We start from the raw sequence: 14,031 nt of genomic DNA, 5'->3' as shown, positions 1-14,031 counted from the left end.
GCTACCGGTGGTGGTCGATCCTCGCCTCGACCAATCCGGCAGTCGCCTCTGCGATGGCGCGTTCCTCATCGGTGGGGACAACCAGAACCGTGATCGCCGAGTCCTCCGCGGATATTACCCGGATCTCACCGGATCGGACCTCGTTGGCTTCTTCGTTCAACGTGATGCCCAGAGCAGTGAGTTCCTCGATGACGAGTTTGCGGAATACCGCCGAATTCTCTCCGATTCCGGCGGTGAAGACTAGGCTCCTCATACCGCCGACAGCAACGTGATAGCCGCCGATGTACTTCGCCAAGCGATATGCGGCCATGTCCATGGCCAACTGCGCGTTCCGATCACCGGAGCCGGCGCGTTCGGCGAGCTCGCGCATGTCATTGGTGCCGCCGACGGCCACAAGGCCCGATTCCTTGTTGAGGATTTCGTCCAAACGCTCGGCGTCGACATCTTTGTTGCGCGTCAGGATTCCCGTGAGCACCGAGGGATCGACGTCGCCCGAGCGGGTGCCCATGACAAGGCCGGCCAGCGGCGTGTAGCCCATTGAGGTGTCGATCGATGTGCCGCCCCTGATCGCGGTGACCGAGGCGCCATTGCCGAGGTGTGCAATGACCGCGTTGAAATCCTCACGAGCCACTCCGACGAATTCGGCGGCTTTGCCCGTCACGTAGTCGTGACTGGTTCCGTGGAAGCCGTAGCGGCGGATGCCGTGCAGGCGGTAGAAAGCGTCCGGAATGGCGTAGCGCCACGCCTTTTCCGGGAGGGAACGGTGGAACGCGGTGTCGAACACGACCACCTGCGGCAAACTTGGCCACTTCTTCTGGATGGCCCGCAGGCCCAGGGCCGCTGCCGGATTGTGGAGCGGCGCAAGCGGCGCGAGGCGTTCGATGGCGCGGATGATCTCATTGTTGACGATCACCGGCGCGGAGAAGCGTTCGCCTCCGTGGACGACGCGGTGGCCCACGGCGTCGATCTCGCGGCCGTTCAGCTCACGGTCCAAGCGCTCGGCCATCACGTCCAATGCCTGGGAATGATCGCCGATCTCCCCGCCTTCGCCGATGTTCTCGATGAGGCCTTTCGTCAGAACCTCATCGCCCTCCGCGCCAAGTGTCGCCCGCTCCAGGGTGATGCGTTCGTTGATGGCCGGCATCGATGAAGTGTAGGGAGCGATGTTCTCCTCCGATGTGGAGACCTCTCGTACCTGATACTTGATCGACGAAGATCCGGAGTTGATGACGAGGACGAGCATTGGATTCCCTTCGCGTCGTGACGGTGCACGGTCCAGTATCTCACCGTCACGACGCGATTCTGGGCTTCGAGTTCAGGATCACTTCTGGGGCGTGATGAGCCTGTCCGCGGCGTCGTCCTCGGCCGCGAGCTCCGCGACCTTGAAGTGCATCTTCTTGCCGGTTGGCGTCAGCGGCAGCTCGTCCACGAACCGGTAAGCGCGAGGTCGTTTGAAATCGGCCAAGCGCTGGTTGTTCCTGCACAGCCCGTCGAGCTCTTCCGCGGTGACACCATCGCCTTCGGGGAGGACATAGGCGACAATTCGTTGGCCCCAATGCTTGTCCGCCACGCCCACGACCACCGCGGCATTCACCCCGGGGTGCTCCTCCAGGGCTTCCTCGACCTGGACCGGGTGGACGTTCTCTCCACCCGAGATGATCATGTCGTCCTTGCGCCCGACGACGGTCACGAATCCCTGATCGTCCCACGTCGCCAAATCGCCTGGGTAGAGCCAGCCGTAATGGAATTTTTCCTCGTCGCGGTCCGGGTTGTTGAAATAGGAGAACCCGGACTTGGGGGAGCGCATGATGACCTCACCGATTTCGGTGTTGTCAGTGGCCGCCGTTTCTTCAGGGGTAGCGACTCGGTCTTCGAAGATTTTGACGACGGCGACGTCGTCGTCCGTGTTTGCCCGGCCAGCGGTACCCGCATGGTCCGGCAGGTCTTCGGGGCGCAGGAAAGTATTCCAGAAGGTCTCGGTCGTCCCGTATCCGTTGAAGATCCGAGGGGTCAGGGTCTCCTGGTATCTGATGGCATCCGCACGGGAGAGGGGAGCGCCCATCGTCACGATGCCTCGAAGCGTCGAGAGGTCGCGCGGGCGACGTTCCTGGGCAGCCGCGAGCATGCCGAGGGTCACTGGCGCCCCGATGAGGAAGCTGATTCCCAGTTCTTCCGTGAGATCCAGCGCCTTGTCCGCGTCGAATACGCGCATGGGGACCACCGAGCCGCCGGAGTAGAAGACAGGGTTCGGGCCCCCGGAATATAGGCCACCGCGGTGGAACCAGGGTGTGGTGTTGAGCGTGCGATCATTTGGTGACAAGGGGAAATGCATGATGACGTCGTGGGCGGACATCACGTCGACGAGCGAGGGGAGCGGCACGCCCTTGGGCATTCCCGTGGTCCCTGAAGTGTACAGACGGGTGGCCTCTTCATACGTGGAAAAGTCTTCCGGCACACGCGGGTTGTGGTCCGGGGCCGTATTCACGGCCTCCCAGAAATCGACGGCTCCGTCCCGCGTCTCGTCGCCAAGGACCCACTCGATCGGGTTGCCCTGTGCGAGTTCGACGGCCTGGTCGGCCGTCTCACGGTATTTGCCGGTGAATACGAAAACCTTGGGGGAGCTGTCGTCGAGAATGTGCGAGGTTTCCCCGGCCGACAAACGGTAATTGATCGGTACGCTGACCGCGGCGATACGTTGCGTTGCAAGATAGAGAATCGCGAATTCGGGGCAGTTGGGAAGCTGATAAACAACGGCGTCGCCGCGGCCTACCCCGGCCTCGATCAGTGCGGACGCGGCCCGCGCGACGTCGGCGTCGAGTTCGGCGTAGGTCCACTGTCGGTTGGTTTCCGGGTCGATGATCGCTGGGTCGGATCCGTACCGGCGAACATTGCGTCGGAAGCCGGCTTCATAGGTGAAGGCGCTTTCGAAGTAGTCCTTAAAGCGTTGGGGGTTGTACACCTTCCGCATCTCCTGTGTCGAGTGATTGATGTATAGGGAAACTATAGAAATTCTACGCCTGGAGCGGTCTCCGCATCGTTCTGATGACGCGAATGCATGGACAAGCCCTTGGTGCGGTGGCGATGTTCGAAATTCGTAGTGGTTCTGGTCTAACACAACGGGGTGCCGGAAGCACTGCCCCCGAACGAACAAAGCCCGGGAAATCATGTGCCTCGGCTAGGCCGATAACACGTGATTTCCCGGGCTGAGATGCTCGGAAATGGGCCGGATTACTTGGCTTCGGCCGGCGTACGCGTTTCTGCGCTGATGAACCAGGCCTGTTGCTCGAGTTTCTCGATGATTCCGTGCAGAATATCGGCCGACGTCGGATCGGCCTCGTCCACGGCGTCGTGTACTTCTCGCATGGTGCCCGTGGTTGCTTCGAGGGAGCGGACGACCACGTCGATCGCATCGGTGGTCAGTACTTCGCCCTGAGGCATCTCCGGCAGGGTAGTGTCCACCGCGACGACGGCAGGCCGACCATCCGGCGTAGCGTGCAGGGCACGCATGCGTTCGGCGACATCGTCGGAGGCCCCACGGGCGATGTCGACGACTTCGTCCAGATTCAGGTGCAGATCGCGGAAGTTCGGTCCCACGATGTTCCAGTGGGCCTGTTTCCCGACCATGTGCAGGGCGATCAGATCAACGAGAACCTTCTGCAGGTCATCACGCAATTCTTTGGGGGCAACGAATCCCTTTTCCGCGTTCTCGCGGCGGGTCTTGGTGTCGCCTGCGGGCTGCGGGGCCTTAATGGTTTCAGTCATTGCTACTCCTCTGTGAGGGTCCTTGCAATTCAGGACTCGAATGTGGTTCGTCTGATAGCTATGTGAAGGGGACGGGAGTTAGTTATCCGTAGCCGGCGTTCGTCCTTGAGAATCGGTCATGTCACCGACTGCGCCGTCGCCGGGTTCTCCCTGAGAACCCGATTCCTCTTGATAGGCCTTTTCTTCCTCCGGGCTCATCCCGATTTTTTCTTCCGGGGAGTCCTCTGCCTTGTTCGTGCGACTCATAGTGCACCTCCTGAAGAAGGGTTGTGTCGCCGGGGCGCTCTGTGCGCCCTGGGTCCGGGTCTCATCGGTCACCCCAGTCGGCGTGACCAACACCCATCTGTTCAAACGCTACTCCCATGCTCGACGGATGCGGAAGGGGTCTATGCCCAAGGCGTATGCGGTCCGCAAGCTCACGGGGCAACAACGGCGACGGCGTTTCGGCCGGGTTGGTGATCCTGGTTGGCGTTGGGCCGCGACCGGAACAGGTGGGTGCTCGGTTACTTGTCCTTGACGGGTATTGCCAGTCCAGTAACGAGCGTTTCGGTCTCGGCGTCGGGGCCCGGCTTGGTCTCGTAAGCCTCCCAGAAAGGCATGAGTGGGGTTTTACCGTCCGCTTCAAGCTTTTCCATGAAGGACTGCCACGATTCCGGGAGCCCGTCATAGGGGCCACGATGCCTCGTTGTGGCCAAGGGGCAGGCCGGCAACTCGGACGGAATGATCTTTACCTCGCCGACCGTGACCGTTTCGCTCAAAGGCTCGTTCACAGGGAAACCGGTCTCGAACGTAGCGGTTTGGTCGGGAACGGATTCGTAGCGGGAGAACGCGGGACCGGCTGGGCTGAAGAGGCCCTGCTGAACCGCTTGGTCCAACGTTGAGAATGCCTCGTCCATGGCAGTAGGCATTTCACGCATGGGCAGTTCACGGAACCGAACAACCACTGTTCTCATTCCAGGAAAATCGATGTATTCGGGATGGGGGACACTCATAGCGCTCGAACTCCTTCACGCGGTGCTTGAGTGAAGTCTAAGGTCGGACGCCCGGAACCGCTAGGACATTCCATGATCCCCGGGGCCGGCGGCGAGAACGGACGCAGAACCCTGCCGGGGTGTGGGCTACTCCGACTGCGCCTGAATCGCCGTGATGGCCACAGTGTTCACGATGTCGTCGACGGTGCAGCCGCGAGAAAGGTCATTGACCGGTTTGCGGAGCCCCTGGAGGACCGGGCCGACTGCCACGGCGCCCGAGGACTGTTGAACCGCCTTGTAGGTGTTGTTGCCCGTGTTGAGATCCGGGAACACAAAAACCGTGGCCCGGCCGGCAACCTGAGAACCCGGGAGCTTCGACTCCGCAACTGAAGCATTGGTCGCGGCGTCGTACTGGATCGGTCCCTCGACTTCGAAATCCGGGTGCGTTGAGCGCACCAACTCGGTTGCTTCACGCACGCGGTCAACGTCCTCACCCGAGCCGGACCCTCCGGTTGAATAGGAAAGCATGGCAACCCGTGGTTCGACGCCGAACTGCCTTGCGGTCTGGGCGCTCGCCTTTGCGATGTCGGCGAGCTGTTCGGCATTGGGATTGGGATTCACCGCGCAGTCCCCGTACACGAGCGCGCGATCCTCGAGGAGCATGAAGAACACCGAGGAAACGATGTTGACTCCCTTTTTGGTTTTCACGAATTCCAGGGCCGGGCGGATGGTGTTGGCCGTGGTGTGCGCAGCGCCCGAAACCATCCCGTCCACGTGACCGAGTTGAACCATCATGGTTCCGAAGTAAGAACCGTCCAGCATGCGTTCCTTGGCCTGCTCGAGTTCTACGCCCTTGTGGGCCCGGAGCCTGGCGTATTCGGCGGCGTATTCGTCGCGCAACGGGGAATCGGTGGGGTCAATCAATCTGACTTCGCCCCGGCTGGGGGATCCGCTGGAGGCGAAGTTGAGGTCGATACCTTCGGCCTGGGCCAGCTCGCGAACCGTCGACTCGTTTCCCAGAATGGTCAGGTCGCAGAAGTCGCGCCGGACAATGATCTCGGCAGCACGCAGGATTCGGACGTCTTCTCCTTCGGTCAGAACGATGCGGCGCCGATTCGAGCGAGCCGTTTCGATCAGTTCGTGCAGGAAGCGCAACGGGGTCATGGTGGCGGGGCGAGGCAGGTCAAGGCGCCCGAGCAGTTCCTTCTCGTCCACGGACTTCGACCATTCGCCCATGGCCGCCGCGATCTTTCGGGGCGCACCCGCCCGCAACTGGCCGTGGACCGCTCCCACAGCCTGGGCCGCGGAGAAAGTATCCACCGAAGTGCGCAGGATCGGAAATGGGGCAGCCTTGATCAACGCTTGGGTCGCGGTATTGATATGAAGGTCCCCGGAGAGGAGCACACCTGAAGGAACCGGGAACGTTGGGGAGAGCGCAGAGGCCAATGTAGCCATCACGACGTCGGAGCGGTCCGACGGTGTGATGACGAAGTCTCCGTCCGCCATCTGTTCGAGGAAATTGCCGACCGTCATCGCCGCGACTTTGACCGCTTGGATGTCGCGATCCAGTGACGCCCCGACGCCCTCGGCCTCGAGGTCGAGTTCGTTGACAACCTCGTCGACCGTGGGGTGCGAAATTGCTGGAGTCTCCGGCACAACGTAAACGTGGCCGCCGCGGCGCCCCGCGGGAACATGAGCCTCGACTTCGGAGGCCATCTCGGGATCAACCCTGTTGACGATGATGCCCAGCAGGTCAGTTTTGGCAGCGTGCAGCTCGGCGCGTGTGACTTCCACGGAGTTGACGATGTCTTCGACGCTGTCTGCCTCGGCCCCGGAGATCACTGCCAGGACGGAGCAACCCATGTTGTTGGCGAGTCTGGCATTCATGTCGAATTCTGCGGTTGCCGCATTGTGAGCCAGCAGATCAGTGCCGTCCACAATGACGACGTCGAATTTTTGACTCATCTCCGAGTAGATCGACAAGGACGTGTTGACCAGCTCGTTGAGATCTCCGGCGGCGAGGAGCTCGCGGCATCGCGCCAGCGAAACGCCGCCGCGTGCCGAAGAACCGTCCAGATCGAAGGTCTGGCGCATGAGCTTGATCCGTGGGTCGGTCTCGACCGTGTCGGTCTCGAAGACCGGTCTGAAGTAGCCGACAGAGTCCGCCCTGCGAATCAAGGAATCGGTCAGGCCCAAGGCGATCAGAGTCTTGCCCGCCCGCGGGGTCATTGCATCGAGAAAAATTCCGGTGGTCATGATTCGTCCTTCGCTGGAGGGCTCGCCTGCTCGGCGCGCTGACGTTATCGATTTTAGGCGCGCCGTCGTCACGGCGGTACGTGGTACGTCTCATGTGGAAGATTCAACGGTTGGCGGAATTCTCTAGGACATTGAGCATGGTCGGTGGCATTCTAGAATCATGTTGTTCGCATTCTCAGTTGCCCCGTCCGGCGGCGAGTCCCCCGACGCTTCGGTTCACGAGGCTGTCGCTGCGGCAGTCCGCATCGTCCGTGACTCCGGTTTGCCCCACCGCACCGATGCGATGTTCACCACCATCGAAGGCGGCTGGGACGAATGCATGGACGTCATCAAGCGCGCGACCGAAGCCGTCGGCGAGTACGGAACGCGCGTGTCCCTCGTACTCAAGGCGGATATTCGACCAGGGTACGAAGGTGAATTGACGGGTAAGCTCGAAAGGCTCGAGCAAGCAATCGCAGGAAATGAATGACCTTCGTCTGCGACGGAAAATATGTGATTTCTCCCGCTGGTGTCGAAGAAGCCTCGACCTACACGCAGGTGCACCTGAGTGCTCTCGAAAAGTCGTACCGGAACCTCATCGGGCCTGAGTTCGGATCCAGGATGCGTGCTCAGGCTGGCGACATCGCTTCCGAGGACCTTGAGTACCTCTCACAGTCGGATGCCCGTGCTTTCATCGCCTGGGCGAACCCCCAATTCGGTGAGAGCAACGATTACGGTTGCTGTTCCGTCGGTGCGGACCCAGATATGTGGTTTCGACCCGTTGGTATAGCCCTGGCCGCCGACGCGGGTCCGCTCGAAGCCTGGGAGCGCGAGATCGGTGCCCACCGGCTCGAACCCCCGGCAGGCCGGCGACTGCGCAAACTCATTAACCTGTACATCCTCCCCGAGGCGCAGAATGACGGTCTTGGAAAAGAATTGCTGCGGGAAGTTTTGCCCTCCGAGGACCCGGCTTTTTTGTGGCTTATCAACGGTAACGAGGCCGCTGCCCGTTTCTACCGCCGTCACGGGTTCCAGGAGCTGGGCGAGGCTTTTGAAACAGAAGGTTCATGGGCGCCGTCGACGACGGGCCGCATGGTTCGGGGAATGGCTTAGGCCGGACAGCATTGCAGGACAAAGGCACTCGTTAGGCCTATCTTTGTCCCGCAACGCTGTCTTGGGGCAGGCTTGACGACGATCGTGCGCATCTTTGGGTCAGCGCTTACCCCCAGGTTTGGCGCTCCAGCCCGCTCAGCAGCAGATCCAGCCCGGCGATGAATTCGGAGCGGTCGTCCATCTTGCCGAATTCCCCGAGAATCGCGTGTACAAACGGGAACTCTTCGGGGTCCGAGGCTTCCCATTCACGGATTTGATCGACGAACCCTTCTTCCCTGCTCTCCAGCCCAGCTATCTCCTTGGCACCCTCGGCGATCTCTGCGCCCATGCCGGAGGCGTAATTGATCACGGCCAGAGACGCGTGAAATTGCTGGGAACTGGACAGCTCCATGCGCAAGAGCTGTTGCCCTACCGTCTCCCAGTACATGAAGGAATTGCGCTCATCCGGTCCTGCCTTGATGAGCTGAGCGGCGAGCCACGGATGTCCGAGCATCTGTGCGAAGAGGCACAGGACCAGACGACGGAGCCTCATGAGGGCGTCAGCGGTTTGTCCGCTCGTACGAGGGTCGGGTGCTGGAGTCGCGAAATCCGCAAAGTCGGCAGGTGTGGGGGTCCCGGAGGAAGCCAGGATCTCGTTTTCCCGGAGGGCTCTGCCGAGCAACTCGTCAGCGGCCAACGCCATGAGCTCTTCCTTTCCGCTTGCGTACCAGTACAGGCTGGCGACCCCGCTGTCCAGGTCGGCAGCCAGACCCCGGAGGGTCAGCTTCTCCGCGCCCTCACGATCAAGGGTTGCGATGGCTGTTTCAAGGATCGAGTCGAGAGAAAGGGACGCTCGTTGACGGGCCATTCCCCGGCCGTTGCCGGGCCGTGACCGCTGATTGTCCACCCGGTCGCTCCTGCGCGCCTGGCGCTGAGCATTGCGCCGCGCATTGAGGCGTACCTCGCGCTGCTGCGCTCGCTCGGCGGCGGTGAGGCTCTGCCTGTTCGGCCGGGGTCTGGGCGATGTCATACCCAAAAATCTACGCAGGCTCTTGCGCGGAATCAAACAACGTTCTATTCTCGAACACAGTTCGATTTATCGAACGGCGTTCCATTACTCGAACGCAGTTCGATCCGATAGAAAGGTTTCCCTATGTCTGCCCAAGAAATTTCGACGTTGGAGGCTCCACCACAAGCCTCCAACAAGCCTCAGAGCCTGCGCGCGGCGTGGCCCGCACTCCTCGGCCTTTGTCTGGCGATGCTCGTGGAGATGGTCGACAACTCGATCCTCAATGTCGCCCTGCCTACGGTCGGGCGAGACCTTCGTGCGAGTCCGACGGATCTTCAGTGGATCGTCGGAGCCTATTCCCTCACTTTCGGAGGGCTGCTCATGGTGGGCGGCACCCTCGGTGACAAGCTCGGGCGGCGTCGCACCTTGTTGACCGGGCTCGCACTCTTTGGTCTGGCAGGTCTGGCGGTTCTGCTCGTGCAGACCCCGGCCGAGCTGATCGCCGTCCGTGCCCTGTCCGGGGCGTTCGCCGCGCTCATGGCCCCGCTGACCATGTCCTTGGTATTCCGCCTCTTCGACCGAGAAGACCTGCGGACCAAGGCGATCGGCGTGATCATGGTCGTGTCCATGATCGGCTTCGCGATTGGGCCGACACTGGCTGGGCTCGCCGTGGAAAGCTGGCCGTGGCAGTCGCTCCTCGTCCTCAACGCCCCGATGGCCCTGGTCGCGTGGTTCGGGGTTCGATTCGGTGTTGAGAGGGACAAGCTGGAGGACCGTCGAGTCGGCGGAACCGACGTTCCCGGAGCGCTGTTCTCCGTCGGAGCTCTCGGGTTGATCCTCTATTCGTTCACCGCCGGAACCGAATACGGTTGGTCCTCTCCGAAGACCCTGGGCATCCTGGCCGCAGGAATCGTGTGTCTGGTGTCTTTCATCTGGCGCGAGAAAACGGCCGAAGATCCGATGCTCGACCTGACGTTGCTGTCGATTCCGACGGTTCGGGGATCGGCCATCATCCAGACCGCCGTGATGATCGCGATGGTCGGTGTGATGTTTGGTTCGACCCAGCTGTATCAATTCGCCTGGGGTTGGTCCGCTTTCAAGGCCGGGTTGGCTAACCTGCCGTTCGTCGCAGGAATGCTGCTGGCCGGACCTTTCGTCGACAGAATGGTGCTCAAACTCGGCCACCGCAAGACCTCGATGATCGGTTCGGCGCTGGTTCTGGGGAGTCTGTTGTTGTGGGTGTACGCAGTTGCCCATAGTTATGTCTGGTGCGCAATCGGGATGCTCATCATGACCATGGGTATGCGAACCATCATGACGACGGGCGCGGTCGCCCTCTTGGGCGCCCTTCCTGAGACCCACACGTCAATCGGTTCCGCGATGAACGACACCGCTCAAGAACTCGGTAATGCAGTGGGTGTGGCGGTCGTCGGAACGGTCATGGCAACCGTCGTCGGGAAGACTCTGCCTCATGGTGCGTGGGATGCCGCGACCGTCAACGGATTCGTGCACTCCCAGCAGATCTCCTTCTGGATTCTTGCGGCCATTGTGCTCGTCATGTCCTTCATTGGGGTGCGCACCCTGACGGATTCCAAGGAGGCGGAAGAGCACTGAGGCTTTGCGCTTTGGCTGCACCAGGGCCAACGTGCTGATGCCGCAGGTCACCGTTTTCGGGCGCGGGTAGGGTGGTGACGTGGGCAGAAAGAACAAGACGCAGAAGGCTGCGGCATCCCCTCAGGGGAGCGTGAGCGGCCCCGTTGAGGGGGAGTACCCCATAGACACGGGTACGGCGGAACTGGAGCGGGACACGTTCCATCCCAACGCCTGGATGCTCAAGATCAACGGCGTGCAGTCGAGTCACGTGGTCGTGGGGGAGCCTCAAGAGCTCGCTTTCGAGTACATGCGCTGGATCGCTTCTGCGGCGAACCATTTCATCGACCGGCATCTTGAGTCGTCCAAGCTCCGCATGACCCACCTGGGTGGCGGTGCCTGTTCCATGGCCCGCTATTTCGCATCGGTATACCCGCAGAGCCGCCACACCGTCGTCGAATTGGATGGAAAGCTGGCCGCCTCCGTGCGCGAGTGGTTCGATATCCCGCGGGCCCCTACGGTCAAGATACGCGTCGGCGAAGCTCGGGAAGTCACCGAGTCGTTTGTCGAGGGTTCGCGTGACGTCGTCCTTCGGGATGTATTTGCCGGTGCGAAGACGCCTTCTCCACTCACGACTGTAGAGTTCTTCGAGCACGTGCACCGTTCGCTCTCGCCGGGTGGACTGTACCTGGCCAATTGCGGGGATACGCGGGAGCTTGTGGGGGCACGATCGGAAATTGCGGGACTGTCCGAGGTATTTGCCCACGTCGCATGTATCGCCGACCCGCCCATGCTCAAGGGGCGCCGTTACGGCAACATCATTCTCTTGGCTTCGGACACGCCGTTTCCTGATGCCCTGGATCCCGATGCCGCAGGGCTCGCCCGAGAGCTCCTGGGCGGTGCGGTTCCTGCGCACTTCAAAGACGAGGCGTGGACCAGACGGTTCACCTCCGGTTTTGCCGCGAAGCGCGACCAGGAGTGAGCGCGGCGCCGCCCAGTCGCCGAAGTGAACCGGGCGGCGCCATCTTTTGTTCTAGGGCGCGACCGCGACGGCCGGGATCAGCGAGGTCGCTTCCTGCACCTCATTCATCTGTGCAAACAGGTGCCGACGCTTCTGTCGCAAGGTGCCCAGGACTGCAAGCAAGATTCCGCCGACGGTCCAGGCGATCATGACCCAGACGGGCTGTGCGAGGGAGACGTCGGGGAAGTACGCCGCGTCCCGGACCGCCTCGATCCCTTGGGCAGAGAACAGCCACGGGTTCACGCCACCGTAGAAACCGTTGATCATATCCAGTGGACCGTTGATGCCGGACGCGGACATACCGAGGAACGGCATGAGCAACATCGACAGCGGCATCATCGCGGGCCCTATGACAAGCATTCCGCCGCTGGTCACCGCCAGACACGAAAGCCCCAACAGGTAGAACATGAACCACGGGGCAACGGCGGACGAATCGAAGATGCCGAACATTCCCCAGCCGTAGAAGATCTCGCCGAAAGCCACGATTGCGGGCATGACCAGTCCCAGAATCAGTCGGAGGGTGGTGGAGACCGGGACCATGCCCAGAATCATTCCGGCCATGAACCCGCCCAGCACCGCTCCTAGTGCAAGGTAGACGGCGATGTTCGCCAGGTTGTCGTCCGAGGACGCGGGCTGAATATCGTGCGACGTGAGGCTCGTCTTGGACTGTTGAGCCGTCGAGGAGAACAGGTTGGTTACTGCCGACTTGACCTGTGGCCCGTTGGCTCCGGCGAAGTACATATCCCCGCTCGCGGGATTGTAGGCCGCGCGTAGCGTGTGGTCCCTAATGTCGTTCTCGGCCTGGTTCACGGAGTCCACGCGGGAGACGTCGAATGAGCCCGCGGTCTGCTTGTCCAGATCTTCTGCGGTTTGCTTCATCTGCTCTTCCGAACCGATGACAGCCACTTTCATATGATGAGGTGTGAGGTGGTGAGTCATGCCGGTCATGACCAAAGGCATCATGACCATGATGAAAAGCGGAAACAGCATGCCGATGGTTACCATGCGCTTGGTGGTCAACGCCTGATTGACCTTGCGGGGTGGCTTGGTGGGGTCGGCGTGCACGCCAATCCCGGAGGCCGGCGGCGCCGCCATGAGAGTCTCTTTGCGGGTAGCTTTCCGGTGAGTGCTGGACCGGTGACGAGCAGATGTGGAACCGGATTCTTCCTGCTGCGGTGTCTCCGATGAGGAACGGTTTTCAGTCATGAGAAGTCTCTATTCCTATCGAGTGGGCTGGGAGGCGTACTTGGCGTCGCCTTCGGGCGGGACGGCATCGTCCTCATAAGCGGTCAGGAGCGGTTCATCCGGGGCCCGACGCGGCCGCCGCGGCTCCTCGGAGCCGATGGCGGAAGCGGGCTGAGAGCGGAGGGAAGCCATCCAGAGCAGACCGGCGCCCACGACCAGCCATACCGCGAGTACCAGGATCTGAGGCCCGATGCCGTGACCGTCGAAGTACAAGCAGCGTCTCATCAGCTCCGAGCTCGCACCGGTGGGCAACAGCTGATGCATGATGCGGAAGAATCCAGGCATCATGTCGAAGGAGACGGCGACGCCGGTCGCCGGAATTCCCAGGATCACGAATATCACCAATCCGATCAAGGCGGCGGCGGGTCCGAGTAATTCGACGAAGCCCAGCTGGACAATCGACGCCGTGAAGAACGTTCCCGCGACGATGAGGGCCACGGGCATGATGTGGCCGTCGAACGACCCGAAGATCTCGAAGGAGATCGCGGTTTCGATGACACCGGCCATGATCGCCATGACCGCGTGAACCGACAGCTTGGTTCGGAGTCGAAGGCGGGCGCCGAAGGCGCTGATCATGGAGGCGGTCATGTAACCGGCGATCGTGGCACCGATGATCAAGTAGAGGAACGAGGTTCCGGTGGAGTCGTTCTCGGTGGGGGCCCTGAGATCCTGGACCTTGAGGTTGGTCTGGGACTGTTGGGCGACTTGGGAGAAGACCCCTTCGGCGGCTTGGGTTGCTTGGCGTCCGCCCGCGGAGGCGACATACACATTCCCGTTGCTGGGATCGTAGGCGGCACGGGTGTTCAAATTCGTGACATCGTCCTTGGCGGTCTGCACATCGGGAACGGTTTTGACGTCAGTGGCGTCATCCGCCTGGCTCGTGATCTCTTGGCTGATCTGCGAGGCCTGTTGCGAGGTCCCAATGACTTCGATCTTCATGTCCCTGGGATGTGGATTGTGGAAAGCAGAAACGTATGAGCCGGGGTAGGCAAAGGCCATGAACAAAGGGAAGAGCATGGCCAGAAGGACGAATTTCGTCGGGATCTTCTGGGCGGTTAACCGCTGAGGCTGAACTGACATGGGGGACACTTTACACCTGTAAACCT

Annotated in this window: 13 protein-coding genes; 4 read left to right on the top strand and 9 right to left on the bottom strand. The window is 61.4% G+C overall.

Annotated features, from left to right (window positions below):
* Window position 1: 1 nt before the first annotated feature.
* The 6 genes from EWV35_RS07650 to pta form a co-directional block, all read right to left on the bottom strand.
* The gene (locus EWV35_RS07650; RefSeq protein WP_129660099.1) at window positions 2–1,243 is read right to left on the bottom strand and encodes an acetate/propionate family kinase; all 1,242 of its coding nucleotides are present in this window, start codon (window positions 1,241–1,243) and stop codon (window positions 2–4) included.
* Window positions 1,244–1,321: 78 nt separating this feature from the next.
* Window positions 1,322–2,968, bottom strand: coding sequence for a class I adenylate-forming enzyme family protein (locus EWV35_RS07645; protein ID WP_129660096.1), 1,647 nt, complete (start codon window positions 2,966–2,968; stop codon window positions 1,322–1,324).
* A 260-nt stretch (window positions 2,969–3,228) separates the two neighbouring features.
* Window positions 3,229–3,762 (bottom strand): Dps family protein, encoded by a 534-nt coding sequence (locus EWV35_RS07640; RefSeq protein ID WP_129660093.1) that lies wholly within the window; start codon window positions 3,760–3,762, stop codon window positions 3,229–3,231.
* Window positions 3,763–3,840: 78 nt separating this feature from the next.
* The gene (locus EWV35_RS13180; RefSeq protein ID WP_165168442.1) at window positions 3,841–4,008 is read right to left on the bottom strand and encodes a hypothetical protein; all 168 of its coding nucleotides are present in this window, start codon (window positions 4,006–4,008) and stop codon (window positions 3,841–3,843) included.
* 257 nt (window positions 4,009–4,265) lie between these two features.
* Window positions 4,266–4,754 (bottom strand): GyrI-like domain-containing protein, encoded by a 489-nt coding sequence (locus EWV35_RS07635; protein ID WP_129660090.1) that lies wholly within the window; start codon window positions 4,752–4,754, stop codon window positions 4,266–4,268.
* 126 nt (window positions 4,755–4,880) lie between these two features.
* Window positions 4,881–6,989, bottom strand: coding sequence for a phosphate acetyltransferase (pta, locus tag EWV35_RS07630; protein WP_129660087.1), 2,109 nt, complete (start codon window positions 6,987–6,989; stop codon window positions 4,881–4,883).
* Between the two features lie 160 nt (window positions 6,990–7,149).
* Here pta and EWV35_RS07625 point away from each other — a divergent pair, with 160 nt between their 5' ends.
* Together EWV35_RS07625 and EWV35_RS07620 are read left to right on the top strand one after the other, a co-directional pair.
* Window positions 7,150–7,458, top strand: coding sequence for a thiamine-binding protein (locus tag EWV35_RS07625; protein ID WP_129660084.1), 309 nt, complete (start codon window positions 7,150–7,152; stop codon window positions 7,456–7,458).
* The gene (locus EWV35_RS07620; protein ID WP_129660081.1) at window positions 7,455–8,081 is read left to right on the top strand and encodes a GNAT family N-acetyltransferase; all 627 of its coding nucleotides are present in this window, start codon (window positions 7,455–7,457) and stop codon (window positions 8,079–8,081) included. The genes EWV35_RS07625 and EWV35_RS07620 overlap by 4 nt, the downstream gene beginning before the upstream one ends.
* A 106-nt stretch (window positions 8,082–8,187) precedes the next feature.
* On the opposite strand, the gene EWV35_RS07615 is transcribed toward EWV35_RS07620, so the two are convergent.
* The gene (locus EWV35_RS07615) at window positions 8,188–9,090 is read right to left on the bottom strand and encodes a TetR/AcrR family transcriptional regulator (RefSeq protein WP_238654279.1); all 903 of its coding nucleotides are present in this window, start codon (window positions 9,088–9,090) and stop codon (window positions 8,188–8,190) included.
* 123 nt (window positions 9,091–9,213) lie between these two features.
* Here EWV35_RS07615 and EWV35_RS07610 point away from each other — a divergent pair, with 123 nt between their 5' ends.
* Together EWV35_RS07610 and EWV35_RS07605 are read left to right on the top strand one after the other, a co-directional pair.
* On the top strand, window positions 9,214–10,683 hold the full coding sequence (locus EWV35_RS07610; RefSeq protein WP_129660078.1) for an MFS transporter: 1,470 nt from the start codon (window positions 9,214–9,216) through the stop codon (window positions 10,681–10,683).
* 79 nt (window positions 10,684–10,762) lie between these two features.
* On the top strand, window positions 10,763–11,641 hold the full coding sequence (locus EWV35_RS07605) for a spermidine synthase (RefSeq protein ID WP_129660075.1): 879 nt from the start codon (window positions 10,763–10,765) through the stop codon (window positions 11,639–11,641).
* Between the two features lie 51 nt (window positions 11,642–11,692).
* Here EWV35_RS07605 and EWV35_RS07600 read toward each other — a convergent pair whose 3' ends face one another.
* Complete coding sequence (locus EWV35_RS07600) at window positions 11,693–12,886, bottom strand: ABC transporter permease (protein WP_129660072.1); 1,194 nt, start codon at window positions 12,884–12,886, stop codon at window positions 11,693–11,695.
* Window positions 12,887–12,901: 15 nt separating this feature from the next.
* The gene (locus EWV35_RS07595) at window positions 12,902–14,005 is read right to left on the bottom strand and encodes an ABC transporter permease (RefSeq protein ID WP_129660069.1); all 1,104 of its coding nucleotides are present in this window, start codon (window positions 14,003–14,005) and stop codon (window positions 12,902–12,904) included.
* Between the last annotated feature and the right edge of the window lie 26 nt (window positions 14,006–14,031).

It is taken from the genome of Rothia uropygialis, assembly GCF_004137765.1.
Taxonomy (GTDB): domain Bacteria; phylum Actinomycetota; class Actinomycetes; order Actinomycetales; family Micrococcaceae; genus Rothia.
The sequence above is the reverse complement of the archived record's forward strand: the minus strand, read 5'-3'. Positions and strand labels throughout refer to the sequence as shown.

Bases quoted from the DNA above. Each gene is read 5' to 3' on its own strand.
- EWV35_RS07595 (WP_129660069.1), bottom strand. From the start codon at position 14,005: ATGTCAGTTCAGCCTCAGCGGTTAACCGCCCAGAAGATCCCGACGAAA.
- EWV35_RS07610 (WP_129660078.1), top strand. From the start codon at position 9,214: ATGTCTGCCCAAGAAATTTCGACGTTGGAGGCTCCACCACAAGCCTCC.
- EWV35_RS07600 (WP_129660072.1), bottom strand. From the start codon at position 12,886: ATGACTGAAAACCGTTCCTCATCGGAGACACCGCAGCAGGAAGAATCC.
- EWV35_RS07635 (WP_129660090.1), bottom strand. From the start codon at position 4,754: ATGAGTGTCCCCCATCCCGAATACATCGATTTTCCTGGAATGAGAACA.
- EWV35_RS07650 (WP_129660099.1), bottom strand. From the start codon at position 1,243: ATGCTCGTCCTCGTCATCAACTCCGGATCTTCGTCGATCAAGTATCAG.
- EWV35_RS07640 (WP_129660093.1), bottom strand. From the start codon at position 3,762: ATGACTGAAACCATTAAGGCCCCGCAGCCCGCAGGCGACACCAAGACC.
- EWV35_RS07645 (WP_129660096.1), bottom strand. From the start codon at position 2,968: ATGCGGAAGGTGTACAACCCCCAACGCTTTAAGGACTACTTCGAAAGC.
- pta (WP_129660087.1), bottom strand. From the start codon at position 6,989: ATGACCACCGGAATTTTTCTCGATGCAATGACCCCGCGGGCGGGCAAG.
- EWV35_RS07620 (WP_129660081.1), top strand. From the start codon at position 7,455: ATGACCTTCGTCTGCGACGGAAAATATGTGATTTCTCCCGCTGGTGTC.
- EWV35_RS13180 (WP_165168442.1), bottom strand. From the start codon at position 4,008: ATGAGTCGCACGAACAAGGCAGAGGACTCCCCGGAAGAAAAAATCGGG.
- EWV35_RS07615 (WP_238654279.1), bottom strand. From the start codon at position 9,090: ATGACATCGCCCAGACCCCGGCCGAACAGGCAGAGCCTCACCGCCGCC.
- EWV35_RS07625 (WP_129660084.1), top strand. From the start codon at position 7,150: ATGTTGTTCGCATTCTCAGTTGCCCCGTCCGGCGGCGAGTCCCCCGAC.